Below are 22,129 nucleotides of genomic sequence, written 5' to 3'. Positions count from 1 at the left end.
CATTAATGGCCACGATCCCGTTGATTTAGCAGTAGGCCCGGGACGGCCGGCAGCTTGTGATAAACACAGCCTGTGATGCCGTTGCGGCCCGTTTAGCTGATCCTCTGATCGACATGATCCTGATCGGGGGCAGTGTGGGTAACGTGCGTCTTGGGTTTGACAACACCTTGCCAGTAAACACGGCAAGATGAACCATCATCTCAAGGCAGCCGTCCGGACGAAGCCATGAGCTCTGGGTTTGCCGACATGCCCTACCTGAGTTACCACCTCGGCGTAGGGATACCCTGCGCAACGCTGTAGGCTTCATTCAGCGGGGCAGCTGCAGGCAAGCCCGAAGGTGGAGCCAGGCGCCCTGAGGCTTACCTGCCCCGGTGGATTTGCGAGTCCCTGGTGCTGAGACCATATGGTTGTTGTGCCGCACGGTTGTAGCGTCTGCGCCAATCCTCTGTCTTTTCGCGCGCATCAGTGACGCGGTTGAGCGGGCCTGCGATCAAATCATCGATGGCGATGAGCACCAATCGGCGCACCGCCTTAACGATGGCGGCGGACGTGCTGTTGCGCTGTCTGCGGCGGCGCTTTAGCGACCGCATCTCGCTGTGTGCGCCACCGACCCAATGCACGACAACCACGATCTCGGACGCGTCATGATGGATATCGGCGACGACCTCGTGGATCAGCGTGCGGACAATGCGTTTCTTCAGGCGCGCATCGGTGGTTGGCGCCGACCAGACCGTTTTGAGGTTCGCGGCCAGAACACCGAGCGCCTCCCGGCGATGGCCGATGGCACGGCCGGCGCGTCATGCGCGGCGATCTTACTCTCCACCCCGGCGACACGGGCAAGCGAGCGGTTCCAGCGCGTCTCAAGCTCGCCGGCGACCAATCGGTTCGCCGGATCGGCGGCGTCGTACTGACGGAAGGCGCGGTCGGCGGCATAGCGCGCCGCTTCGAGATCGCGGCCAAGGGCCTCGCGCACCTGGTCCCTCTGTTGCGTGGCCTGGGCGGCCGCGGCCGTCGCCGCGGCGATAGCGCCAGGTCCGACTACGCCGAGCAGCGCCTCTTCGATGGCGTCATCAACCCGCAGACCGCCAAAGGCGATGCAATGGGGACCCCCATTGTCCATCCAGGCGCGGCTACAGCTGTAGCGCGGAATACCGTGCTGTGCACCCGTGTACCGAAGCGTCAGCTTCCGACCGCATCGCCGGCAGCGGATCAGCCCAGCAAGCAGCGCATCGCCATGCTTGGGCGCGCCGTGATGCCTGCCGGGTGGAACGTTGCCTGAGACCGTCGTGCGGATCGCTTCGAACCTCTCCCAGCTGACATAACCTTCATGGGCCTCAGGGATCAGCGCCAGCCACTGCGACCGTGCCTTCCGACGGATCGTCACGCTCACCCCGTCGACGCCATACCCTGCCGCAGAAGCAGTCTTACCATAGGCATAGGCGCCGCCGTAGACCGGGTTCTCAATGATCCGGTGGATGGAGGCATAGCTGGCCTGATCCTCCCTCGCATTGGTGGACACCTTTGCTAAGCTCCTGAGGGAGCGGGAGGGTGTTCGATGACGAAGCCTGATCGCCTCTCTGGCCTTTGCCTCACGCGGCCGGCCGGAGGGTGATCCCCTGCGACAGGTCCCCTGTCGTTGCCAAACGCCACAAGGCGATGAGCAGCTTCCTGGCCAGAGCGATGATCAGGGTCTTGCGCGTGGCTCCCCGGCCATCCGCGGTTCGGGCCCGGTACCAGCGCGCCAAATCACTGTCGGCTTGGAACCGCAGAAACCGCCAAGCGAGCTGGAGCATGCCGCGACGAACGCGGGCATTGCCCACTTTCGCCAAGCCCTTCTCCCGGCGTTTGGCCCCGCTCTCGTCCGCGCTCCGGTGAGGCCCGCGTAGCGCGCCACAGCCCTGCGGTCGCGCAGGTTACGCGAGAGGATCTCGTTGACGAGCATGTCTGCCGTTTCGACCCCAACCCCGATCACCCGGGCCAGCAGCTGAACCATGGTGTTGTGCCGCTCTGCAGGGACCCTTTCCAGCCGCTCCAGACGGGCTTGTTCGATCTCTTTGATCTGCTCCCGCACGACCTTCAGGCGGGCCAGATCCCGACGCATCTCGGCCAGGGTGTTGGGCGGCAGGGGAACACCCTCGGGGGTGCGCAGCGCCTCAAGCTGCTCGGGCGAGTTCCGCAGCGTCGGCCGGAAGCTGCGGATTCCAAAGCGGGCGAGGATCGCCTTCATGCGGTTCCCGAGCCGGGTGCGTTCATTCACCAGGTTCTCGCGCTCGCGGCTCGGGCGCTTGGCGTCCTCGTCCGCCAGGGAGGGGATCGCCGCCATGCTGCAGTGGTCCGGCTCGCCACGCAGCCAGCCGAGAAAGGCGCGCTTGAGCAAGGCGGTATCGAGCCGATCCGTCTTGGCCCGCCGATGCTCGCGCGAGACAGCGATGCTGGTGGGATGAATGACGTAGGCCTCGATGCCCCGCGTTCGCAGCCAGCGGGCCAGCCAAAAGCCGTCACGGCCAGCCTCAAAGGCGACCGCGATGCGCGTGATCGTACAGCCGACCTGGACGGCCTCGCCCTGCCAGTGGCGCAGAAGGCGCAATAGTCCTTCTTGGTCCGGCTCCAGCTTCTTGAGCGGATGGCGATCGATGCCTGGCACCATGGCGGCCACGAGCCAGCTGGCCTGGCTCATCTCGACGACTGCGATGATCGTGCTGTCCTGCTCGAGTGCGATCCGGCTCCGGCTTAAGTCATTGGGCTGGGGCATGATGGGGCGCTCCTTTGGCTGACTCCACCGACGATGATGCACTGTCCTCGCCGTGTCCCCATAGCTTCTCAATCCGGAGGAGCAGTGCAATGCGTTCGTCAAGCGGGCTATGGAGAATGCGCTACCCGGATCCGTCGACGACCTGCACCGTCTGGTGCGTCTTGAGTTCGCCCGCCTGCAGCGACGACCCAAGATGATCGTCAGCTTCTTTCGACACGCAGGCCTCTCCGTCACAGGACATTCGTGAAGATCATTAGAGCCGAGCGGCGCCGGCGAGGAATCCCTGGTTGACTACGTGAAAGACCATCTCCGGCACGAATGTCGGATCGCTTCGCCCGCCGCGTCATCGCGCGCCGAGCATCGGTCGGAGAGGACCACAAACCTGTCAATGTTGCCAAATGATCGTCTGGAACGCGCACCAAATTCGGAAAACGGGTTGAGGGCGGAGCATTTGCCCTCTATTGGGAGGCACACGGACTTCGCTACGGCCTTCCGAACATCGTCGATCACTGACTCGACCAGGGCCATGTGGTCGTCACCAACGGCTCGCGTACCATTTTGGCTGAACCACAACACAGCATCTCATGTCTTCAGGTCGTCAACATCGTTGTGTCGCCGATCGCCCTGGCTGAGCGGCTGGGGAGGCGGGAACGCGAGGCCCGAAAAGCGCGTCTGGGTAAAGGATTGCTTCGGAAGTGCCGAGCATAAGCGTCGGCACCAAATATGTCGTAAGCCCGAGCCAGCCGTAAGCAAGGTCGCGAATACCCGAATGCTGCCAATTATGCTAGTGTCCACAACAGTCAGAAGGTACCTGTTGGCCACCGCGCAAGACATGTTTCATAGTATGCCGGCTACGCAATGAAGCACAATGGCAACGACCGAACTGGTCGCAAAAGAGAACAGGCACAGCGATGCACCACTGCCAACCGAGATGGCGAGGGTGAAAGCTTGCCGATGTTCTTCTATCGATCGAACGCCGACCGCTTCGACCTCTCAACCGGCCTTGCGGCAGCCAACGGATAAACGATCGCGCGAAACACCCATATTCCTCAGAACCTCGGGAACTGCGCCACGCTAGGGGTCCTAGGCTCGGTTGTGGGCGTGCTCGGCAGCGTGCAGGCGCAGATGGTGTTGGCCCTAATTCTGGGCCTTGATCCATCACCACTTGGGCAGTTGATTTCGGTGGATCTGCAGAAGCTGGAGTTTGGCGGGTTTTCGTTCCTAGATGCGCCGGACGCGACTGGTGTTGCGCCGCCCTTTATCGCGCCATCCGACGTCAACGCTGATGATATTGTCTTCGAACTCAGAAGCCTTGATGAAGTGCCGGTCTCTCCGCTTCCGCAGGCCCGCCGCGCGACCGTTGACACAATCGTGGAGCGGAGCCGGGATGGCTCTGAATCGAGCCGCATCGTGCTCTGCTGCCGCAGCGGTCTATGCGCATGGCGCGCAGCGAACCTGCTGAGGGATCAGGGACATCAGAAGCTGGCGCTCATTGCAATGGGCGATATCAACGAGTTTTGTTCGCAGGGTGGTTGAGCGGCTTCTTTGGCTGAGATCCTTCAGCTCCGGAACGCATCAACGCGGTTGGCCTGCAATGCAATAGTTTGGTCGAGCAACACCAACTTGCACTGCATCTCAACAAACGTCGTTGATCCTCGCTTACTCACATCTAGAATACGTCCAGAGAACCGGAATGGCGCGTCGCATTCGATGGCCTGCCGGAATCGCACATTCCGCAGGGCTACAAGCCAGCTGCTTCGGGCTTCCGTGACGAGATAGGTCTGCCGAACCAAAGAAGGCAGGAGGGCGAGGAGCAGGTGACCCGGAACGATCGTCCGCCCGCCGGGTAATTTTTCAGCGGCGCGAGATGGATCAACATGAATCCATTGCGGATCGTCGGTCAGCGCCGCGAAGACATTGATGGTAGCCTGTCGCACTTGGCCCCATGCGGTCGGACCGAGCGGCTGATGCAGAAACTGACCGAGATCCGATGCCTGTTTGACGCGCAAGGGTTCACCCATGACGACCTCCAGAGGAGCGGAGGAGAAGTGCGCTTCCGAGCCCTCCGGCAGCCGCAATCGCCGCGAGTCCGAAGCTACCAACTCTCAAGCGCGCCATCTCATGCCACAAGCGAACGGCCAGGATTGCGCCTGAAGCGCCAATGGGATGTCCCCTCGCAAGGGCGCCGCCACCACGGTTGACGAGAGCTGGGTTGAGCCCCAGGGCTGCGATCCCAGCCATCGCCTGCACGGCAAAAGCCTCCATAATCTCCACGCACGACAGCTCAGATACCGTCACCTCTTGGCGGTCAAGCAGCCTGCGGACTGCTGTAATAAGCGCAAGGCCTGGACGGACTGGATCACCGCCCACCCTGGCTCCCCCCACCACTTCTAAAACCGTCCGGCCGACGTGCCGAGCGATTGACGAGGAAGCCACAAGAACAATGCCTGCACTGTCGGCCTCGACGGCCACTGTCGCTGCTGTCAGCCCATGCACGGTGTCGCCAGCCAGCACCGGCAGCCGACGACAAAGAGCAGGTGTGAGACGGCGAGCGAAGCCGTCGTGTGTGACCCCTCCAAGCGGCGTGATGTCATCGGATCGCAGTGCGCTCAGGGCTTTGGCGTGGCTCGCCACTGCGAACGCGTCCTGATCACTGCGCCGGATCGCGAGTTCTTCTGCCAAGGCGGCGGCGGCCGGGATCATGTCCGGATCCTGAGCAGGCCATGGCGTGAAGGGAGGGCGGTCATACGGGTGGGGCGCGTCGTCAGGACTTTTGGGGGGTCTGATCCGCATGGGCGCGCGGCTGTAGCTCTCGACACCCCCCGCCACGATGAGATCGGCCTCGCCCGCGCGAATGCGGGTCGCCGCCGCCAGGATCGCGTCCAGGCCGGCGCAGCATTGGGTGTCCAGCGTCAGGGCGGGTATCGTCTCTGGCAAGCCGGCCGCGAGCGCGGCAAGGCGGGCTGGGTTTCCGCCGCCATACAGAGCATTGCCGAGAATGACCTCATCGACCTGTGCGGCCGAGGCGCCGACGTCGTCGAGCACCGCGCGGATGGGCGCTGCGGCCAGTTCGTGCGCCTCAAAGCCGGCCAACGCACCCCCGCGCGGGGTGACGGCGAGGCGCCGGGCGGCAATCAGGAACGCGCCACTCATCGCAGGGCCTTGTAACGGCCCTGACGCCATGCGTGCCGCAAGGCTTCAAGATCCGTCTTGCCCGAGCGCGTGAGCGGCCAGTCGGTGACGACCCCATAGCGCCGGGGCACCTTGAACAGCGGCAAAGCCTGGCGGCCATGAGCGATGAGAGCGGACCGGCTGATGGTCTGATCGCGCAGAGCGAGCATCGCAACGATCCGCTCGCCGCGCTGGGCATCGGGCATGCTGAACACGGCCACGGCGGCAATGCCCGGGTGCTGTGCGAAGACCCGCTCGATCTCCTCCGGGTAGACGTTCTTGCCGGACGAGACGATCATCCGGTTGGCACGGCCGACCAGATGCAGAAAACCGCCGGCATCAAGAAAGCCGATATCGCCCACCGAGACCGCCGCTCCCGCGCGCCAGCAGCCGCCAGACCCGCCATAGGCATAGTTCATAAACACCAGGGGGCTTTCGACGAACACCCGTCCAGGCTGGCTCAGCAGCAGGACACGCCCGCCCTCATCGCGGATGGTGATGGTCACCCCCGGGAAAGCCCGGCCCACCGACGTCACAGGCACAGGTTCGGTGTCCTTCGCCACTGTCACGAAGCTCAGCTCGGATGCTCCATAGAACTCGGCAAAGCGGGCATTGGGCGCCAGGGTTTTGAGGCGCGGCCAGGCCTCGGAGCACCACTTGGCGCCCGAGCTCAGAAGCCAGCGCAGGGACGACAATGGCTCTCGCTGCCCCTCTTCGGCCGCCTCGATCACCAGGGTGAGCTGCGTTGGCACGCCATAGAGCACCGTCACCCTGTGCTGCGTGATGAGGTGCAGCACCTGCGTCGGCTTGAAACGACGGCTCAGAATGACCGTTGCCCCAGCATGCAGGCCATTCATGAAGGCATAGAGGAACAGGGAGTGGGTGAGCGTCCCGGGGGCGAGGACGACATCGGTGGGACCAAGGCCGAACTCGAGCGCATCGCCCTTGAAGCTCTCCAACCAGGAGCGATGCGAGCGGCGGTATCCTTTGGGCTCCCCGGTTGATCCAGACGTAAAGCCGACATAGAAGGCTGTGCTGGAATCCGTCTTTGGGACCGCTCCGGGACCAAGGGGAGCCAGAGACCCGCTGAGCGTTCGGGCCGAGGCGCCGGGATCCACGAGAACAGCTTGATCGCTCATGACACGCGGGTCGGAGGTGAACACGCGGGCAGGGCGCAGACTGGTGAGAACCCTCTGCGTCATCTCAGCCGGCCAATCCGGATCCAGGATCTGGGCCTCGCGATTTGCACGAGCCGCGGCCAGACTCAGCAGTGCCAGCGGCAGACCGTTGGGCAGATGAAGTGCAATCCCGCCCAGAGGCTCCTGGGACAGCGATGCGGCCAGACGGGAGACGACTTCCTCCAGCTGCGCGTAGGTCAGCGCCTCGTCCTCAATGATCAGCGCGAGGCGATCCGGGGCTGTCCGGGCGTGCTCTGCAATGGCCGCCGTCACGTTCATGGCTGCGGGACGGATGCTCTCAGGCGCGTGGACGCCGGCATGGCGGCCACAACTGCGCCCGTTGCGATGGCCTTCAGAAGGTCACCGGGCAGGAAGGTGAGGCTGGCTAGGGCCGCTTTCGCCAGCGGCATCCCGGTCATCAGGGCCAGACCTGCAATCCCGCAGGCATAGATGACACCGATGCCGCCCAGGATGGACGCGGCCGCGGCAGAGACGCCCGCGGGTAGCTTGGGCAGCGCACGGAAGACCAGCCCGGTCACCATCACGCCCGGAACCCAGCCCAGCAGGAACCCGACCGTCGGGCCAAAGAAGACCCCGAGCCCCCCGCGCCCGCCGGCCAGGAGCGGGGCCCCAAGCGCTACAACGGCGATAAAGAGCAGAACGGCTGCGGCCCCGGAGCGTGGGCCGAGCAGAACGCCCGCCAGCATCACGCCGAGGGTCTGGGCGGTCACGGGAACGCCAGCCGCAAAGGGAAGGTCGATCTTGGGCAGAAGCCCGAGGGCGGCGATGATCGCCGCAAACAGCGCAATGCGAACAAACTCGCGGGTGGTCATGGCTTGTCTCCTGAAGCGTGGTGAGCGGATGGACGGGTGTTGAAGCCTCGCGCGTCGAGGGCTTCGGCCACCTGGTCGGCCATCCGAAGGGCCTCGGCGATGAAAGAGGGGATGAGCCTGATCGAGGCACGGCGGCCGGTGCGGGCGCGCCAAGCCTCCTCCCGCTGCTGCCACGCGGACAGCAGAACCGGAACGAAGCGCAGCACCAGGGCGATCGCGAGAGCGGGCACGCGGGGATTGAGCCCGAACCGTCTGAGCGGCGCCAGAACAGGAGCCAGGGCGTCGATCATGCTCTGCATGGTCGTGGTGAAGGTCACGAGGCTTGCGACCAGCACCATCAGGAGGATGCGTGTGGTCGAGGCCGCGGCCGCAGGCCACGTCTCCAACCAGCCCTGCAGCAACGCGATCGCAACGAGAAACGGCAGCAGGGGCTTGAGCAAGGCCAAGCGGCGCAAGGCCTCTCGCCCGAGGCTGGCGTAGATCACCAGCACCAGGACCAGTCCCCCTGCAAGCACCCGCCAATCCGTCACCGGCAGCACGAGAAGGCTCAAGACCGTGACAGCTCCAAGCTTCAGGCCAGCCGGGACACGGTGCAGCCAAGTGGGACAGGCGAGGTATCCCGCAATCATGCGAGTTCCCTCATCCCCCGATGCGCCTCGGCTCTGTAGGCCTCCAGGACGTCCCGAGGAGGTCCATCGGCCCGAACCCGCCCTTGCTCCAGCCACACGATGCGATCGAACGGTGCCAGGAAGTCGAGATCATGGCTGGCCATGACGATCGGCTGATCGAGAGCCTGCAGCTGATCCGCAAAGGCGAGCCGGATCGAGAGATCCAAGCTGGCAAAGGGCTCATCCAGCAAAATGAGACTCGGCTCAAGCGCGAGCACCGAGATCAGGCAGACCAGCTGCTTCTGCCCCTCCGACAGATCGTGCACGACCCGCTCAACCCAATCAGCTCGTCCGAACCGGGCAAGCCACACCAGGGCCTGACGCATGGCGCCCCGACGTGTCTCCCCTCGCTCCTGAAAGCCGAAGGCAATCTCCTCACCGACTGTCGGAAAGATGATTTGGCGGTCAGGATTCTGAAAAAGAAAGCCGACACGGGACGGAATCTGTCGCCGCTGTGTGGTTGTGTTGAGACCTGCTATTGTGACGATACCGCCGGCCGGCAGAGCCAAACCGTGGGCCAGTCGCAGGAGGGAGCTCTTGCCCGAGCCATTGGATCCGATGAGACCAACCCGCTGCTCTTGCAGCGAGAGGGAGAAGCCGTCGAAAACAACGTGCTCCCCGTGAGCGAAGGTCACCTGGTCGAAGATGATGTGAGGGTCGGGGAGCACGAGCCGCGCTGCTCCTTCAGTCATTGGTCATTCGCTCATAAACGCCAAGTGCAAGATCACCCAAGGCCGGTGAGAAGGGGGATCGGCTGCCTGACGCCGGCCTCATTGAGAATCGAAAACTGATAGCGTCCTGCTGAATCGACCCGGACTTGATAGCTCAGACGGTCAATGACGTTATTCTCTTGGTCGAAGGTCAAGATCCTCGGAGTCATCTCGGTGATTTGCCCCTCAGGAATGTAGATCGAGTTGCAGATGATCACTTGATCCCCCGGCTGGCAGGTTCGTGCTGCGGCTCCGTTCAGGATGCAGCACCGGGATCCGCGCTCACCCAGAATGACATAGGTCGAGATCCGGGCGCCGGAGTTCTTGTTCCAGATCTCCACGAACTCAAGTGGGACAATGCCTGCTGCCTCGCAATGATCCGGATCCAAGGTGATCGAGCCGTGATAGTTCAGGTTGGCCTCGGTCACGTGGATGCCGTGCAACTTAGCCGCGACAACTTTCCTCATTGCGTGATCCTTTGTGAAGGCTGTCGATGCACCTGGTCGGGTGCAAGACGGCATCGTCGCTCCACCCATCCATCATGGCCAATTCCGTGCTGCAGGAATCGACTTCCATCCTCAATGTGAGCGCCGACAGCAATGCCGCACGCGGGCTCCCGATAGCCTTAAGAGAACGCCCTCATTCTGGGAAAGCTTCTAACGCGGCACTGAACCCAGGTTCAAGAGTTAGATCTTCTATATTCATACCTCGATAGAGATCGTTTGTGCTGTCTCAGGCTCACAGACAGTCAGTTCGTCCTTTCTTGTCGATTGCCACAAGCGAAGGGATAAGCAATTCGCGGCAGAGACGCATTGAGAAGGCGAGAATGACCATGCAGGCCGCAAAGAGCCTCTGCACCCTGTGGCTTCCTCGTCACAGATTTGGTCCGTTTTAGAAAACAAAATTGCGTAATCGATTACATTGTCAAAAGGGGATTTCAAACGTACCCGCTCAGCAGCAGCGAGCTTTCGCGACGCGCATCCCCCTTGTACGCATGCGGCGTCGCGACACTGAAGAGTGTTCCTCCCAAACTCGGGCTGCTGGCAACGGCAGCCCATTTCTTTGACCTGACGAGAGTGTGGTGATAGCGCGCAAGAACTTAATCGGGACAGACCTCGTTGCCGCCCTTTGCCGAAAGGTTGACATCGCACGAATTGGGGCCGCGAAACTGGCCTCACAGCTTCCCGGAGAGATCTGCGGTACTCGTGCAGCAGGTGAGAGTGTGAAGCTGTCGGGGTTCGGCATCTTTCATGCGGGCGATAAGGCAAAGCAGGCAGGACAGAATCCAAGGGCAAGGGCCGAGGTCTCACTTGTGCCGCGCCGAGTCACTGCGTTTCGTCCCTCGAATGGTCTCAACACCCATGTGAACCGGCCTTTCTCTCTGTCCCTGGATATTCTGAAGGATACAGAGCTTCGGGGAAGGCGGGCGGCATGAAAACGGAATTGGGATCGCCGCAGAATTGGAATTTTCCACTCCACGTGAGCCTGCGCCTAGGCGAGGAGATCGGTCTGGAGATCCTCGATGGCATGATCTTCCGCGAGCGTTAAGTCCGGTGCTGGTCGGCTCGCGGTGCTTGCCAAAAGGACATAGGGCATTATCACTTGAGGCCGAATAGACAAAGTGTCTGCTGGCATAGTCGTCAGGTCAGGCTACGTTAACCTGCGAGGCAGCGCCTGTTACATCGCGCCAAGTGGCGGAGGCGTGGTCCCGCGCAGCTCGGTACTCCGTGGCGGAGAGGTAGTGACGGCGGATCTAGAAGTGGTTGTGGGTCCGTGTGTGGCAACAGCTTACCGCGATCTCGTCCCGTCTGAGCGTTATTGGCGAAGCGGTGGCTTATAGTGTGCCTCACTTCCTGATCTTTACGGATGGCGGTCAGTACGGGATCTCGTCAGGATCCGCCGGAACGCTGTCGATGATCTCGAGGAACCGAGTCGTTTAACCCAAGCTCAAGTTCCATTGACAGCGACTCATCGATGAAGTTCTCACCTTCTGCCACCATTTCCGCTGCGCCCTGTCTGGAGGTCACGTGCCCCGGTTATACTGCGCAGAGACATGTCATCAGCCCATGAACCGAGCCAAGATCGCCAAAGACCGACTCCCGTTCACGAAGTATCGATTTGAGCGCCTCTATCCCGTGGAGACGATGCTGTTGAGCCAAGGTTCCTTTCTTAAACACAGAGAGCGGCACCGCCCGGTTGACGGATTCGCGGATGGCGCAGTTCGCGTGAATACGAGACACGCGGGGGAGGCTGGACAGCTCCGTCTTATGGATCCGCTCCTAGTCATGGATTCCACCTACCAGAACCGTAACTATTTAGTTATCGCTGCCCGACATCAGAAAGCTACGCACGACTGAAGGGCAATTCGCCAACGCAGCCTCAAAACTCTGCAAGGCCGCCTCGATCTGGCTCTCCAGAGAGATTCTGACCAGCGCTGTGGTACAAGGCCAAACTGCGTCAGGTCGAGGATAGCCTTGCGGCCTTGAAGGATGTCGTGCTTCGCGAGAGCCTTGTGCCTCCGTGCGATCGCTGTGCCGGAAAGGCCAATCCTGTCCCATCGTTCCGTCTGGCGTGCGCGCCCGTTGGCGGCCAGCTCCGGCAAGATTGCGATATCGAGACGGCCACGCTGCATGACGCACTTTTCCACCGCTTCCTGGAAGTATTTAGCCCAAATCATGCACTGTCAGCTCGTTTTCGCTGAGAACCAGACGCAATAGGCAGCTAACAATGGTGCACCAGGGAGGTTCTTATGCGCGTCGGGGTGCCGAGGGAAATCAAGACGCACGAGTACCGCGTCGGGCTCACACCAGGGGCGATCCGCGAATACGTGGCCGCTGGCCATACGGTGCTCGTCGAGGCCGGTGCCGGTGCCGGAATCGGCGCGGACGACGAGGCTTACCGACGCGCCGGAGCGGTCATCGTTGAGACGGCGGCCGAGATCTTTGCCCGCGCCGAGATGGTTGTGAAAGTCAAGGAGCCGCAACCCGGCGAGTGGACCCAACTGCGCGACGGGCAGCTTCTCTTCACCTATCTCCATCTGGCGCCCGACCCGGACCAGACCATGGGCCTGCTCGCGTCCGGGTGCACGGCCATTGCCTATGAAACGGTGACGGACGCCAGGGGCGGGCTGCCGCTGCTGGCTCCGATGAGCGAGGTGGCCGGCCGGCTCTCGATTGAGGCCGCAGGCGCCGCGCTCAAGCGATCGGCCGGTGGCCGCGGCTTGCTCCTCGGCGGTGTGCCGGGCGTGCCGCCGGCGCGGGTCGTCGTGATCGGCGGCGGGGTGGTGGGAACGCATGCCGCCCGCATGGCTGTCGGGTTGGGAGCGGAGGTTACGGTGCTTGATCGCTCGATCCCGCGCCTGCGGGAGCTTGACGAGCTTTTTGCCGGCCGTGTCCGCACCCGCTTCTCCACACTGGAGACCCTCGAGCAGGAGGTCTTCGCCGCCGATGTAGTCATCGGCGCGGTCCTGGTGCCAGGCGCCAGCGCCCCCAAGCTGCTGACGCGCGCGATGCTGCGACACATGCGCCGCGGCACCGTGATCGTGGATGTGGCCATTGACCAAGGCGGCTGCTTCGAGACCTCGCGCGCGACAACCCATGCGGATCCGACCTATGAGGTCGATGGCATCGTGCATTACTGCGTCGCCAACATGCCCGGGGCCGTTCCGCTCACCTCGAGCCAGGCCCTCAACAACGCGACGCTCCCCTTCGGTTTGGAGCTGGCGAGCAAAGGTCTGCAGGCCGTGGTCGACAACCGCCCACTGCGAGACGGCCTGAACATTCATCGCGGACGCCTGACCAACAAGGCCGTGGCCGACAGCCTCGGTCTGCCGTTCTCGCCGGCTGAAGAGACCATCGCCGTCTAGCCTGAGCGGGACAGAGGGATTGACGTGAACCTGCAGGATCCAGGAGGTCATATGATGCCAGCACTTCCAGCCCACAGACGATCGTCTTCCGATAGGAGAGGGTGCGCCGCTCGTGGGCTTATCGATGGCTCGGGCTGGTCGAAATGCGGAGATCAAGACTATGGCGAGGATCCCAGCCTCGACCACATCGAGCACGCGATTCTGCGTGCATATGTGCAGCTGGCGGTGACACCAAATGAGTCGGGCGGTGTCCGATCGGTGACGTTGGCGCGCTCTCGGGTTATCGAGGTGCGATTGACGGAGATCGTTCAGCCGAACGATCTCCGGCCTGACGTGCCGCCCTTTTGGCTGGAGGTATGCTCCCATGCCACGGGTACGGTACTCGACAGTTGTGGCTGCTTTGAATTCGATGAGGCTGAGTTGGCCATCGCAGCCGATCTCGTCCACGACGCGGAAAGAAGAGTTGGATAGCGATGCCACCCGGGCCGCAGGGCGGGCGAGGATCGGGCCCGTGAGGTCTCGGGCGATGATCCCTCAAGGCATCCAAGTCTCAGGCCACGGGTCTGCACCGCTCTCCCTGCCGGGAAACCCGGTAGCGGAAGAGGTGGCCACCTGTTCGGCTACCGTACTCCCCTCTGGCAGGGGAGATGTCCTTCCGGACGTTCCTCCCAGACTTGGGCTCGCTGCGGCCAAGCCGCAGCGAGCCCCCTTTGCTCTTCGTGGATGGCCCCGCATCACGGACTCTCAGACGCAACCGCAGTTTGCGCATCGTACAAGGCACGCGAAATGAGTTGCCTGACCAACTCTCTTCAGGATCAGATCGCCTTTCGCTTGCTTCAACTGAGCGACAAGGAGAAGCATCGGTGGAGCTCGATGACATATCCTGCTTGCCGTGCTGCGTTTCGATCGCCCGCCTTGCCACCGCGCGGGCCGCGTTTGGCAACAAAGCTGCGAGCCAGGCCCAAATGCACAAGCCCTACCGATTGGCATCAAGTACTATCTGTCCACCGCTCAGACGGTAAGATTCACATAGGCTAAGGATTGCTGTCATGTCACTGTCCTCGCACCAATCATCCCATCATGCGAATTGCTTGCTATCGGCGCTGCAGCCGGAGGACTTCGGGCATCTTGAACCAACCTTCAGCTGATTGAGCTGCGTAAGGGCACGATCATCTATGAGACCAGCGAGTGCATGCCGTTCGTCTACTTCCCGCATAATGCTATTGTCTCGCTCATCACTCTTTTACCTGATGACAGAACCGTCGAGATGGCGCTGCTCGGACGGGAAGCCATGTTTGGTTTGGCCAGCGCATTTATGACCCGCCAATCAGTTGGGCGCTTTGTTGTGCAGGTCACGGGTACTGCTTCCCGCATTGACACTGACGTTCTGCATCATGCGTTCGAGGAACGACCGAACCTCCGTGAACTCTTCTTGCGCTATGTGGAGGTCCTGCTGGCGGAGACACTCCAAGCCATGGCTTGCAACACCGTTCATAGCGTCGAGGCTCGCTGCTGCCGCTGGATCCTCACCATGCTTAATCGAGCCAATCAGGCGACCTTGCCCCTCACCCATGAGCACTTGTCCCGAATGTTGGGGGTGCAGCGGTCAACGATCAGTCTCGTCACGGGTGCGCTGCAGTCAGCGGGTTTGATCCACCAAGGCCGCGGTGCCATCACAATTACCGACCTCTCTGGCCTTGAACAGATCGCTTGCGGATGTCACGCGATCATGCGTCAGCGGTCAAAGCAACTCTCACCCTCGCAGACTCGTGAGACTGATCATGCGCACACCAGACGACGACGATTTTCTGCAGGTCAATGAGCATCAGTGGGCCCGACGCAAACCATCCATCGGGGTTCGCGTGCTTTGCCTGGTCATAGCGTTGGCCGCTATCGCCAGCGCGATATATCTGACTGCCTAGTTGCTTTGGGCAGAGTGACAGAGCTGGTTTGTTTGGAAGAACGTGTAGACTTGAGACAGCGGACAGCTTGGTCTTCGCCCCTATGTATAACCGATATCGGGCACATCCGATTGTTCCGCCCCAATCGCAGTGCGCTCGCGCCGGCTCGGTCGTGCCCCTGCAAGGTGGCCTTTTGTTGTTTTAGCCATGCTAACGAGTTGCGCTTGCTGTACTCGCAGTAACAGCAAAAAACCTGCTGTTTAATCTGAAAGGATGATTATGACGGAATGTTCCTCACCGACGCTAGGTGCTCTTGTTTCTCGTGAGGATGTTCCTTTCGCTGAGATGTCGTCAGAGGAAATGATTTTTTAGATGTGAGCTGGAAATTAGAGAATTGTACTCTTGAACAAAGACGATCGACCAAGTTAGAAGACTACCTGAGCATCAGGCTTGGTTTTGGTACGCGATTAGGTCGGTCAACCGTTTTTCGCGCACAGGGTGAGTAGCATATCGCATTCAGCGATTACCCTTTCAAACATTGAGCCGCGGCCGGAAAGCAAGCCCTCATGAGCCATCACCCCTCAGCCAATTCATCAGCCGTAACCATCCCTTTGCTTCAACAGTGGTCCCGGGACGGCCAGCGGCTGGTGATGACCACAGCGTATGATGCCGTCACAGCACGCCTGGCTGATCCCGTGGTCGACATGATCCTGGTCGGCGACAGCGTCGGCAATGTCTGTCTCGGCTTCGACAACACGCTGCCGGTCAGCATGGCCATGATGAACCATCATCTCGAAGCCGTGGCGCGCACCAAGCCGAGAGCCCTGCTCGTGGCCGACATGCCGTACCTGAGCTATCACCTCAGCCTCGACGATACGTTGTGTAATGCGGGCGGCTTCCTGCAGCGGGGGGCTACGGCCGTGAAGCTGGAGGGTGGGGAAAAGCGTGCTGAGGCGATCCGGGCTTTGGTGGAGTGTGAGATCCCGGTGATGGGCCACCTCGGACTGACGCCGCAAAGCGTGCATGCCATGGGCGGCTTCAAGGTGCAGGGCAGGGGAGTGCACGACGCTGTCCGCATCCTGGAAGACGCGCACCGGCTGCAGGAGGCGGGCTGCTTTGCGCTCGTGCTCGAGGGCATTCCGAGCGAGCTGGCGGCGCAGATCACCCGGAGCCTCAGCATCCCGACCATCGGCATCGGAGCTGGGCCACGCTGCTCGGGTCAGGTGCTGGTCCTGCACGATGTGCTCGGGCTGACCCAGGGGCACAGGCCCAAGTTCGTGCGCACCTACGTTGATGGCTTCGATCTCTTGCAGCAGGCCCTCTCCCACTGGGCCGATGACGTGCGCCGTGGCGCCTTCCCGTCACCTGCGGAAGCCTATGCCCTGCCAGCCGATGTCCAGGAGGTGGTGTCTACCTGGACGCCACACCTCTCCAGCAACTCGTGAGGCCTGCCGATGCTCACCTTCCGCACGATCAAGTCCCTGACCCAGTGCCTGCGTGGTTACCGCGCCGCAGGCCTGCGGGTCGGCTTCGTGCCCACCATGGGCTTTCTGCACGACGGCCATCGAGCGCTCATCAGCGAGAGCGTCGCCCGCTGTGACATCACCGTGGTGAGCATCTTTGTCAATCCAACCCAGTTCGGGCCGAATGAGGACCTCGACTGCTACCCACAGGCCCTTGAGCAGGATCACGAACTTTGCCGCAGGGCAGGCGTGAACCTGATCTTCGTGCCGGATGCGAGCGAGATCTATCCGCTGGGCTTCCAGACCGCTGTCGAGCCTGGGCCTGTGGCTGAGCCGCTGTGTGGCGCCGTTCGGCCCGGGCACTTTCGCGGGGTGGCTACTGTGGTGACCAAGCTGTTCAACATCGTGCAGCCGGATGTGGCGTTCTTCGGCCAGAAGGACTTCCAGCAATGCGCCGTGATCCGGCAGGTGGTGCGCGACCTGAACTTAGCCGTCGAGATCGTGACGGTGCCCACGGTGCGTGAGCCAGATTGCCTCGCAATGAGCAGTCGCAACAGCTACCTGAGCCCCACCGATCGCGAGCGCGCCTGCTGCCTCAGCCGGGGCCTGCTGGCCGCCCAGGCGGCGTACCGGGAAGGCGAGCGCGATTGCGGCAGGTTGATCGAGATCGCACGATCACACATGAGCGAGGTCGACCAGCTGCAGTACCTTGAGATGAGAGATACCGAGACGCTGGAGGCCATTCAAGGTCTGGTCGAACTGCCGGCCGCTTTGTGCGTGGCCGCCTACGTCGGGGCCACGCGCCTAATCGACAACGTGCTCCTGATCCCTCCGGCAACAGCTCTGTGCGATCACGAGTTGGAGGTGGTCTCGCATGCTCTCGATCGGCAGGCCACGGCCGGTGCAGAAGGGCCGCGACCGTCATGACGCCACTATCTGGCGTCGAAGCCCACATTCGGGATCTATGCCCCCGCCTGATCGCCGGTACAACGACGACGGAAACCCTTCTGGTCTGGTGTGAGAAGCATGGGCTCTCGCAGGGACCGATCAGCGTCGAGATCCGTCAGCGGTTCACGCCTGCGGTGATCCCTGACGACGTCGAAGCGGCTCTAGAACCCGCTGGGGGCGAAGCCGTTCACTACCGGCAGGTGCGGCTGATGCGGGGCACACTGCCACTCGCAATGGCCGAGAATTGGTTTGTGCCGCAGCGCCTTTCTGCGGAAATGAACGATCTTCTGCAAACGACGGAGGTCCCGTTCGAGACCATCATTGCGCCGCTTCGTTCTTGCCGTCGCACGCTTATGGCGCACATTCCGCCTTTAACACGAGCGCCTTCTCCAGTTCCATCACAGCTTGGCGGCCCAGCCTATCAGCCGCGCCCTGAGATCATCTTCGAGCATGTCGCGATGATCCTCAGTGGGTCTGGAACAGCGCTCGCGCTCGTGACGGAAAGGTTTTCCTCCGGTCTCGTTTCGTTTGCGATCTCGCAGTCACCTTCGAGCGGAGCCCTCGACGGGAGATCACGCACAGGATCAGTGATGCAGAATGCGAGCCTCGAGCGATGACAATCCAGCCTGACCTGATGTCTCGAGCCTTCAAGAATTCTGGCGCGATCGACGAGATTGAGTTCCTCGATCATCGGATCCGGTTTGGACCAACCCAAGCGGGCTGGGTCTCATTTGTGGCGCGTCAGGGGCAACGTCCGACCATCGTTCTCGCGACTGACCGCGAAACCCTACTCGTGCAGTCGCACGATTTGGTCGAGCAGCGGATCGCGGGGAGGAGGTGAGGTGAGGGGCTATCATCTTCTGCAGCTGGCACCCGGCAGCTATGACCTCGTGCTGGAAGACGAGATCATCGGCAGCGTGGTCCGCAGCGGCTCCCGTAGCAAGAGCACCACATGGACTGTTGAGCTCCTGGACAACAACCCGGCGGCGCCACGTCCGTCGCCCCTCACAGCGGTCGAGGAGGAGTTTGCAACCCTGGAGGACGTGTGCCGGTGGCTGGGAGGCGCTCCAGTCCAGCCCCTCCGCAAACGCGATGAAATGTCGGCTCTGCCCACTCAGCAATGAGGATACCTGCGGGTCTCATCGGCCTGTCTCGACCGGCTGCACGTTTGGCGAAGACGGACCGGAACAACGCGTGACGTGCAGCGTGTCCATAAGCCATGTTTGTAAGAGCGTACAAAAGACCTGAAGCGTGCGACATCGAAGGCGAGCCGCAGGCGATCGCTTCGCCGCTGAACCGTCAGTGTCACTGAGAGAGCATCCGTTCAACCGCAACTTTTAGGAGATGTCATGTTGAACCGCGTTGTGAACTATCGGCCGGGAACGGTTATCGATCTTTGTCTGGTGATCTCTGCCGCTTCATCCGCGTTCACGGTCGTATACCTTTGCTCACAACTGCCATAGGTCAGGGCGGCGGCATGATTGCGTCCCGTGACATGCAGAAGCATGAGGTGAAATACTATCGTGGCGTTTCTTCAGCCGTCGTTTGAAATGGCCGCACCGGTGCTATTGGCGCTTTGCTTGGAGGGTCGCCTGATGTTGCAGCATGCTGAGTCCCCTAAGGCTCTCATGTGGCCAGATGCCGCCGAGCCTTAGAGTCCGGTAGGATCTAAGTAGGTCGCCATAAGTCTTGCAACGTGAGTGCTGCGGGTGTTCCTTGGAAAGCATGCAACGACATGATCACTCTCCTGGGACGCGGCTCGACGATGCGGATCGCAAGCGGCTTGCCGCAGCGCTTGCTGCCGCCCGTGACGCGCGTGTGTATCGCCGTCTTGAGGCGCTGCTGCTTGTGGCCGAGGGGCATCCCGTGGCCGAGGCGGCCCGCCGCTGCCGCGTCGACCGCTCCAGCGTGCACCGATGGCTGGCACAGTACAGGGCTAAGCATGAGGCCGCGGCGCTCGCCGACTGGACTTGCATCGCAAAAGTGGAGAGCCTCTCATGAAGCAGGAGGATCTCCATGCCGAAGACCCGTTTTACGAAGGAGTTTCAGGATGAGGCCGTCCGCCTCGTTTTGACGAGTGGGCGCTCCCAACGCGCGATCGCCGACGATCTTGGGGTGAAGCGTTCGACGCTCGCGCGCTGGATGGCAGAGCACCAAGACACGCGGCCTTCGTCGTCCATGCCGCCCAATGAGGACGTCATGGACGAGCTCAAGCGCCTCCGCCGCGAGAACGAGGTGCTGCGCCAAGAGCGCGACATCCTCAAGAAGGCCACCGCTTTTTTCGCCAGGGAGGGAAGTCGATGAGGTTCATGTTCATCGATGCGGCGAAAGCGGAATTCCCGATCCAGCGCCTGTGCCAAGTTCTTGAGGTGAGCCAGAGCGGTTACTTTGCCTGGCGAAGTCGTCCAACCTGCCAGCGTCAGCGCGACGATCTGGTGCTGCTCGCCCATGTCCGGTCCGCCTTTAGAGAGTCGAATGGCACCTATGGCAGCCCACGCATGACGCGCGAACTCCAGGATCAGGGCCTGCCGATCGGGCGCCGTCGGACGGCTCGATTGATGCGCGAGAATGGGCTCAAGGCCCGGCAGAAACGTCGCTTCAAACGCACCACTGACAGCCATCATGCTTTTCCGGTCGCTCCCAACCTGATCGAGCAGGACTTCTCGGCAGACCGTCCGAACCAGAAATGGAACGCTGATATCTCGTCCGTCTGGACCAGTGAGGGCTGGCTCTACCTAGCCGTGGTCCTCGATCTGTTTGCTCGCCGGGTGGTTGGCTGGGCGGTCAGTGACCGGCTGCACAAGGAGCTGGCTCTCGAGGCGCTGCGCAAAGCCCTGGTCATCCGGCAGCCCGGTGAGGGGCTGACCCATCACACGGATCGCGGCAGTCAATATTGTTCGATCGAGTATCAAGCCGAGTTGAGGAAGCATGGCATCCGGATCTCGATGTCCGGGAAGGGAAATTGCTACGACAACTCGGTGGTCGAGACCTTCTTCAAGACCTTGAAATCCGAGTTGGTCTGGCGCACCGTGTTCCAGACCAGGGCTGAGGCCCGGGGGGCCATTGGGCGTTACATCGACGGCTTCTACAACCCCGTCCGGCGTCATTCGACACTGGACTATGTCAGTCCGGTTCAGTTCGAAAGGCTGGCCGGATAGCTACAAAGCCGCTCTCCACTAAACCGAAGCAAATCCACATCACCGGGTGCAACGGTTGCGAAGACTGCCTCGGTGGCAGGGTTGATGAGATCAACGGGCCGCGGGCTCTTCGGAGAGATCCACCGTCCGCCGATATAGAGCTGGTGAAGATGTTGCACTGATCTGCGCCCCTTACTTCGTCGTCAGGGACAACCCCATTCGTACTAGCCAGACTGACTCACACCACAGCGCCCCTTCGCGAGGTTTGAGCGGATTGTTCCTGAAATAAGAGAACAACACTCTCTTCATCAGGCTTCGCCGCGCTGTCAAGAACCTGCCGCACATGTTGGTTAGACCGCGCGCGACAGCTCGTCAGATCCGCTTTCCCGTTGGTTGCGTCGAGACACGTCGCGGATCTCCTCCGCCGCAGAGCCTGTGCCACCTTGGATGCCCCCAGCTGTTACGTCGTAGCTTGCTGCCAGCCACGCCCACGTGAACGGGGTCACCCGCCCTGCCGGCACAAGTTCCTTAGAGGATACTGGAAATAGTACGGCTCTTGAGAAGCGATCTGGACCACTGTCCTGCGCCATAGGAACTGTGTTGACACCGGCACCGATGTAGTCCTTGATGCTCTGGTGCGGAGCGGCGATCGCACGACGCTACCGCTCGGTTCTTCGTCCGTCTGCCGCACATTCATCGGCCCCTGAGCCGATCCGGTCGCAGCCTACCCGGTCAAAACAAGGAGCCTTGGTGAAAACCCTCGTCATCTGTTCGGGCGGATTGGATTCCGTCACGCTCGCGCACAAGATTGCGGCTGAGCGAGCGCTCACGTGCCTCGTGTCCTTCAACTACGGCCGGCGCCACAAAAAAGAGCTGGACTCCGCGCGGGCCTGCGCCGCCCGCTTCGGCGTGCCGCACGACATTATCGACATCTCTACCGTGAGACGCTTCCGGACCGGATCGGCACTGACCGATGGCGAACCCGTTCCCGAAGGGCATCATGCGAAAGACACCATGCGTATCACCGTCGTGCCGAACCGCAACGCCATCATGTTCGCAATTGCCTTTGGCATAGCTGCCGCCGAGCAGGCCGAGTCCGTGGCGGCGGCCGTCCATGGAGACAAACGCTTCATCTATCCAGACTGCCGTCCCGACTTCGTGGAGGCTTTTGAGACGATGCAGCGCCACGCCTTGGATGGACTGGCGAAGATCGCCCTCTACACGCCCTTCGTTCGACTGAGCAAAACCGACATCGTGCGCGAGGGCGCTCGGCTCGGCGTGCCTTTTGTCGAAACTTGGTCCTGCTACCAGGGCGGTGATCGTCATTGCGGCCGCTGTGGCACCTGCGTCGAAAGGTGCGAGGCATTCCACCTAGCCGACGTGGAGGATCCTACGCCGTATGAGGATCCGGACTACTGGATCGAACCCTGCCGAGAGCAGCAGAAAAGCAGCCCTCCTGAGGCTTGAAGCTGACAATCGCGTGAGAAGTGAAATGAGGTCCTC

The 22,129-nt window shown here is 61.8% G+C and carries 21 protein-coding genes and 1 pseudogene; 13 read left to right on the top strand and 9 right to left on the bottom strand.

Going from position 1 to position 22,129, the window contains the following annotated elements; all coding sequences use genetic code 11:
* The first annotated feature begins 56 nt into the window (after positions 1-56).
* Positions 57-191 carry a 3-methyl-2-oxobutanoate hydroxymethyltransferase gene (locus ACS5Q1_RS10520; protein ID WP_473098121.1) on the top strand — a complete coding sequence of 45 codons (135 nt, stop codon included), beginning with the start codon at positions 57-59 and terminating at the stop codon, positions 189-191.
* 506 nt (positions 192-697) lie between these two features.
* Here the strand turns inward: ACS5Q1_RS10520 and ACS5Q1_RS10515 are convergent.
* Both ACS5Q1_RS10515 and ACS5Q1_RS10510 read right to left on the bottom strand, forming a co-directional pair.
* Positions 698-1,519: a recombinase family protein gene (locus tag ACS5Q1_RS10515; RefSeq protein ID WP_473098120.1), complete on the bottom strand. Its 822-nt coding sequence runs from the start codon at positions 1,517-1,519 to the stop codon at positions 698-700.
* 70 nt (positions 1,520-1,589) lie between these two features.
* A pseudogene (locus ACS5Q1_RS10510) lies at positions 1,590-2,752 on the bottom strand (IS110 family RNA-guided transposase).
* 1,101 nt (positions 2,753-3,853) lie between these two features.
* On the opposite strand from ACS5Q1_RS10510, the gene ACS5Q1_RS10505 reads away from it, so the two are divergent.
* Positions 3,854-4,288, top strand: coding sequence for a hypothetical protein (locus ACS5Q1_RS10505; RefSeq protein ID WP_473098119.1), 435 nt, complete (start codon positions 3,854-3,856; stop codon positions 4,286-4,288).
* Between the two features lie 23 nt (positions 4,289-4,311).
* Here ACS5Q1_RS10505 and ACS5Q1_RS10500 read toward each other — a convergent pair whose 3' ends face one another.
* From ACS5Q1_RS10500 to panD, 7 genes are read right to left on the bottom strand one after another with little or no spacing between them, the layout of a single operon-like run.
* Positions 4,312-4,773 (bottom strand): MaoC/PaaZ C-terminal domain-containing protein, encoded by a 462-nt coding sequence (locus ACS5Q1_RS10500; protein WP_473098118.1) that lies wholly within the window; start codon positions 4,771-4,773, stop codon positions 4,312-4,314.
* Positions 4,766-5,905: an acetyl-CoA C-acyltransferase gene (locus ACS5Q1_RS10495; protein ID WP_473098117.1), complete on the bottom strand. Its 1,140-nt coding sequence runs from the start codon at positions 5,903-5,905 to the stop codon at positions 4,766-4,768. The genes ACS5Q1_RS10500 and ACS5Q1_RS10495 overlap by 8 nt, the downstream gene beginning before the upstream one ends.
* Complete coding sequence (locus ACS5Q1_RS10490) at positions 5,902-7,380, bottom strand: AMP-binding protein (protein ID WP_473098116.1); 1,479 nt, start codon at positions 7,378-7,380, stop codon at positions 5,902-5,904. Before ACS5Q1_RS10490 ends, ACS5Q1_RS10495 begins: the two co-directional genes overlap by 4 nt.
* A complete protein-coding gene (locus tag ACS5Q1_RS10485) occupies positions 7,377-7,934 on the bottom strand; it encodes a biotin transporter BioY (RefSeq protein WP_473098113.1) in 558 nt (185 codons plus the stop codon). Before ACS5Q1_RS10485 ends, ACS5Q1_RS10490 begins: the two co-directional genes overlap by 4 nt.
* Positions 7,931-8,563: an energy-coupling factor transporter transmembrane component T family protein gene (locus ACS5Q1_RS10480; protein WP_473098112.1), complete on the bottom strand. Its 633-nt coding sequence runs from the start codon at positions 8,561-8,563 to the stop codon at positions 7,931-7,933. Before ACS5Q1_RS10480 ends, ACS5Q1_RS10485 begins: the two co-directional genes overlap by 4 nt.
* Positions 8,560-9,294, bottom strand: a complete 735-nt coding sequence (locus ACS5Q1_RS10475) for an energy-coupling factor ABC transporter ATP-binding protein (RefSeq protein WP_473098111.1) — start codon at positions 9,292-9,294, stop codon at positions 8,560-8,562. Before ACS5Q1_RS10475 ends, ACS5Q1_RS10480 begins: the two co-directional genes overlap by 4 nt.
* Before the next feature lie 32 nt (positions 9,295-9,326).
* A complete protein-coding gene (gene panD / locus ACS5Q1_RS10470; RefSeq protein ID WP_473098110.1) occupies positions 9,327-9,779 on the bottom strand; it encodes an aspartate 1-decarboxylase in 453 nt (150 codons plus the stop codon).
* 611 nt (positions 9,780-10,390) lie between these two features.
* Here panD and ACS5Q1_RS10465 point away from each other — a divergent pair.
* The 11 genes from ACS5Q1_RS10465 to queC all read left to right on the top strand — a co-directional run bounded on the left by ACS5Q1_RS10465 (position 10,391) and on the right by queC (position 22,093).
* Positions 10,391-10,747 carry an HU family DNA-binding protein gene (locus tag ACS5Q1_RS10465; protein WP_473098109.1) on the top strand — a complete coding sequence of 119 codons (357 nt, stop codon included), beginning with the start codon at positions 10,391-10,393 and terminating at the stop codon, positions 10,745-10,747.
* 1,314 nt (positions 10,748-12,061) lie between these two features.
* The gene (gene ald / locus ACS5Q1_RS10460) at positions 12,062-13,177 is read left to right on the top strand and encodes an alanine dehydrogenase (protein WP_473098108.1); all 1,116 of its coding nucleotides are present in this window, start codon (positions 12,062-12,064) and stop codon (positions 13,175-13,177) included.
* A gap of 1,192 nt (positions 13,178-14,369) precedes the next feature.
* The gene (locus ACS5Q1_RS10455) at positions 14,370-14,999 is read left to right on the top strand and encodes a Crp/Fnr family transcriptional regulator (RefSeq protein ID WP_473098107.1); all 630 of its coding nucleotides are present in this window, start codon (positions 14,370-14,372) and stop codon (positions 14,997-14,999) included.
* Positions 15,000-15,644: 645 nt separating this feature from the next.
* Positions 15,645-16,523, top strand: coding sequence for a 3-methyl-2-oxobutanoate hydroxymethyltransferase (gene panB, locus ACS5Q1_RS10450; RefSeq protein WP_473098106.1), 879 nt, complete (start codon positions 15,645-15,647; stop codon positions 16,521-16,523).
* Positions 16,524-16,532: 9 nt separating this feature from the next.
* Positions 16,533-17,468: a pantoate--beta-alanine ligase gene (panC, locus tag ACS5Q1_RS10445; RefSeq protein ID WP_473098105.1), complete on the top strand. Its 936-nt coding sequence runs from the start codon at positions 16,533-16,535 to the stop codon at positions 17,466-17,468.
* A complete protein-coding gene (locus ACS5Q1_RS10440) occupies positions 17,465-18,106 on the top strand; it encodes a hypothetical protein (protein WP_473098104.1) in 642 nt (213 codons plus the stop codon). Before panC ends, ACS5Q1_RS10440 begins: the two co-directional genes overlap by 4 nt.
* Positions 18,103-18,330 carry a hypothetical protein gene (locus tag ACS5Q1_RS10435; protein ID WP_473098103.1) on the top strand — a complete coding sequence of 76 codons (228 nt, stop codon included), beginning with the start codon at positions 18,103-18,105 and terminating at the stop codon, positions 18,328-18,330. Before ACS5Q1_RS10440 ends, ACS5Q1_RS10435 begins: the two co-directional genes overlap by 4 nt.
* Position 18,331: 1 nt before the next feature.
* Positions 18,332-18,613 (top strand): hypothetical protein, encoded by a 282-nt coding sequence (locus tag ACS5Q1_RS10430; RefSeq protein WP_473098102.1) that lies wholly within the window; start codon positions 18,332-18,334, stop codon positions 18,611-18,613.
* Positions 18,614-19,214: 601 nt separating this feature from the next.
* Positions 19,215-19,490 (top strand): helix-turn-helix domain-containing protein, encoded by a 276-nt coding sequence (locus ACS5Q1_RS10425; RefSeq protein ID WP_473098101.1) that lies wholly within the window; start codon positions 19,215-19,217, stop codon positions 19,488-19,490.
* Between the two features lie 15 nt (positions 19,491-19,505).
* Positions 19,506-20,647, top strand: a protein-coding gene (locus tag ACS5Q1_RS10420) for an IS3 family transposase (protein WP_473098100.1) whose coding sequence is annotated in 2 segments (ribosomal slippage) — positions 19,506-19,764 and positions 19,764-20,647 — 1,143 coding nt in all. Because the reading frame shifts where the segments join, the coding sequence is not laid out codon by codon here.
* A 729-nt stretch (positions 20,648-21,376) separates the two neighbouring features.
* Entirely contained in the window at positions 21,377-22,093 is a 717-nt protein-coding gene (gene queC / locus ACS5Q1_RS10415) for a 7-cyano-7-deazaguanine synthase QueC (protein ID WP_473098099.1), read from the top strand.
* The last annotated feature ends 36 nt before the right edge of the window (positions 22,094-22,129 follow it).

The sequence above is a fragment of the Microvirga sp. GN3 genome (genome assembly GCF_055792825.1).
The sequence above is the reverse complement of the archived record's forward strand: the minus strand, read 5'-3'. Positions and strand labels throughout refer to the sequence as shown.

Excerpts from the sequence above, each read along its gene's own strand:
- ald (WP_473098108.1), top strand. The coding sequence starts at position 12,062 with ATGCGCGTCGGGGTGCCGAGGGAAATCAAGACGCACGAGTACCGCGTC.
- panD (WP_473098110.1), bottom strand. The coding sequence starts at position 9,779 with ATGAGGAAAGTTGTCGCGGCTAAGTTGCACGGCATCCACGTGACCGAG.
- ACS5Q1_RS10500 (WP_473098118.1), bottom strand. The coding sequence starts at position 4,773 with ATGGGTGAACCCTTGCGCGTCAAACAGGCATCGGATCTCGGTCAGTTT.
- ACS5Q1_RS10490 (WP_473098116.1), bottom strand. The coding sequence starts at position 7,380 with ATGAACGTGACGGCGGCCATTGCAGAGCACGCCCGGACAGCCCCGGAT.
- ACS5Q1_RS10480 (WP_473098112.1), bottom strand. The coding sequence starts at position 8,563 with ATGATTGCGGGATACCTCGCCTGTCCCACTTGGCTGCACCGTGTCCCG.
- ACS5Q1_RS10425 (WP_473098101.1), top strand. The coding sequence starts at position 19,215 with ATGCAACGACATGATCACTCTCCTGGGACGCGGCTCGACGATGCGGAT.
- ACS5Q1_RS10475 (WP_473098111.1), bottom strand. The coding sequence starts at position 9,294 with ATGACTGAAGGAGCAGCGCGGCTCGTGCTCCCCGACCCTCACATCATC.
- panB (WP_473098106.1), top strand. The coding sequence starts at position 15,645 with ATGAGCCATCACCCCTCAGCCAATTCATCAGCCGTAACCATCCCTTTG.
- ACS5Q1_RS10495 (WP_473098117.1), bottom strand. The coding sequence starts at position 5,905 with ATGAGTGGCGCGTTCCTGATTGCCGCCCGGCGCCTCGCCGTCACCCCG.
- panC (WP_473098105.1), top strand. The coding sequence starts at position 16,533 with ATGCTCACCTTCCGCACGATCAAGTCCCTGACCCAGTGCCTGCGTGGT.
- ACS5Q1_RS10435 (WP_473098103.1), top strand. The coding sequence starts at position 18,103 with ATGACAATCCAGCCTGACCTGATGTCTCGAGCCTTCAAGAATTCTGGC.
- ACS5Q1_RS10440 (WP_473098104.1), top strand. The coding sequence starts at position 17,465 with ATGACGCCACTATCTGGCGTCGAAGCCCACATTCGGGATCTATGCCCC.
- ACS5Q1_RS10455 (WP_473098107.1), top strand. The coding sequence starts at position 14,370 with ATGCCGTTCGTCTACTTCCCGCATAATGCTATTGTCTCGCTCATCACT.
- ACS5Q1_RS10485 (WP_473098113.1), bottom strand. The coding sequence starts at position 7,934 with ATGACCACCCGCGAGTTTGTTCGCATTGCGCTGTTTGCGGCGATCATC.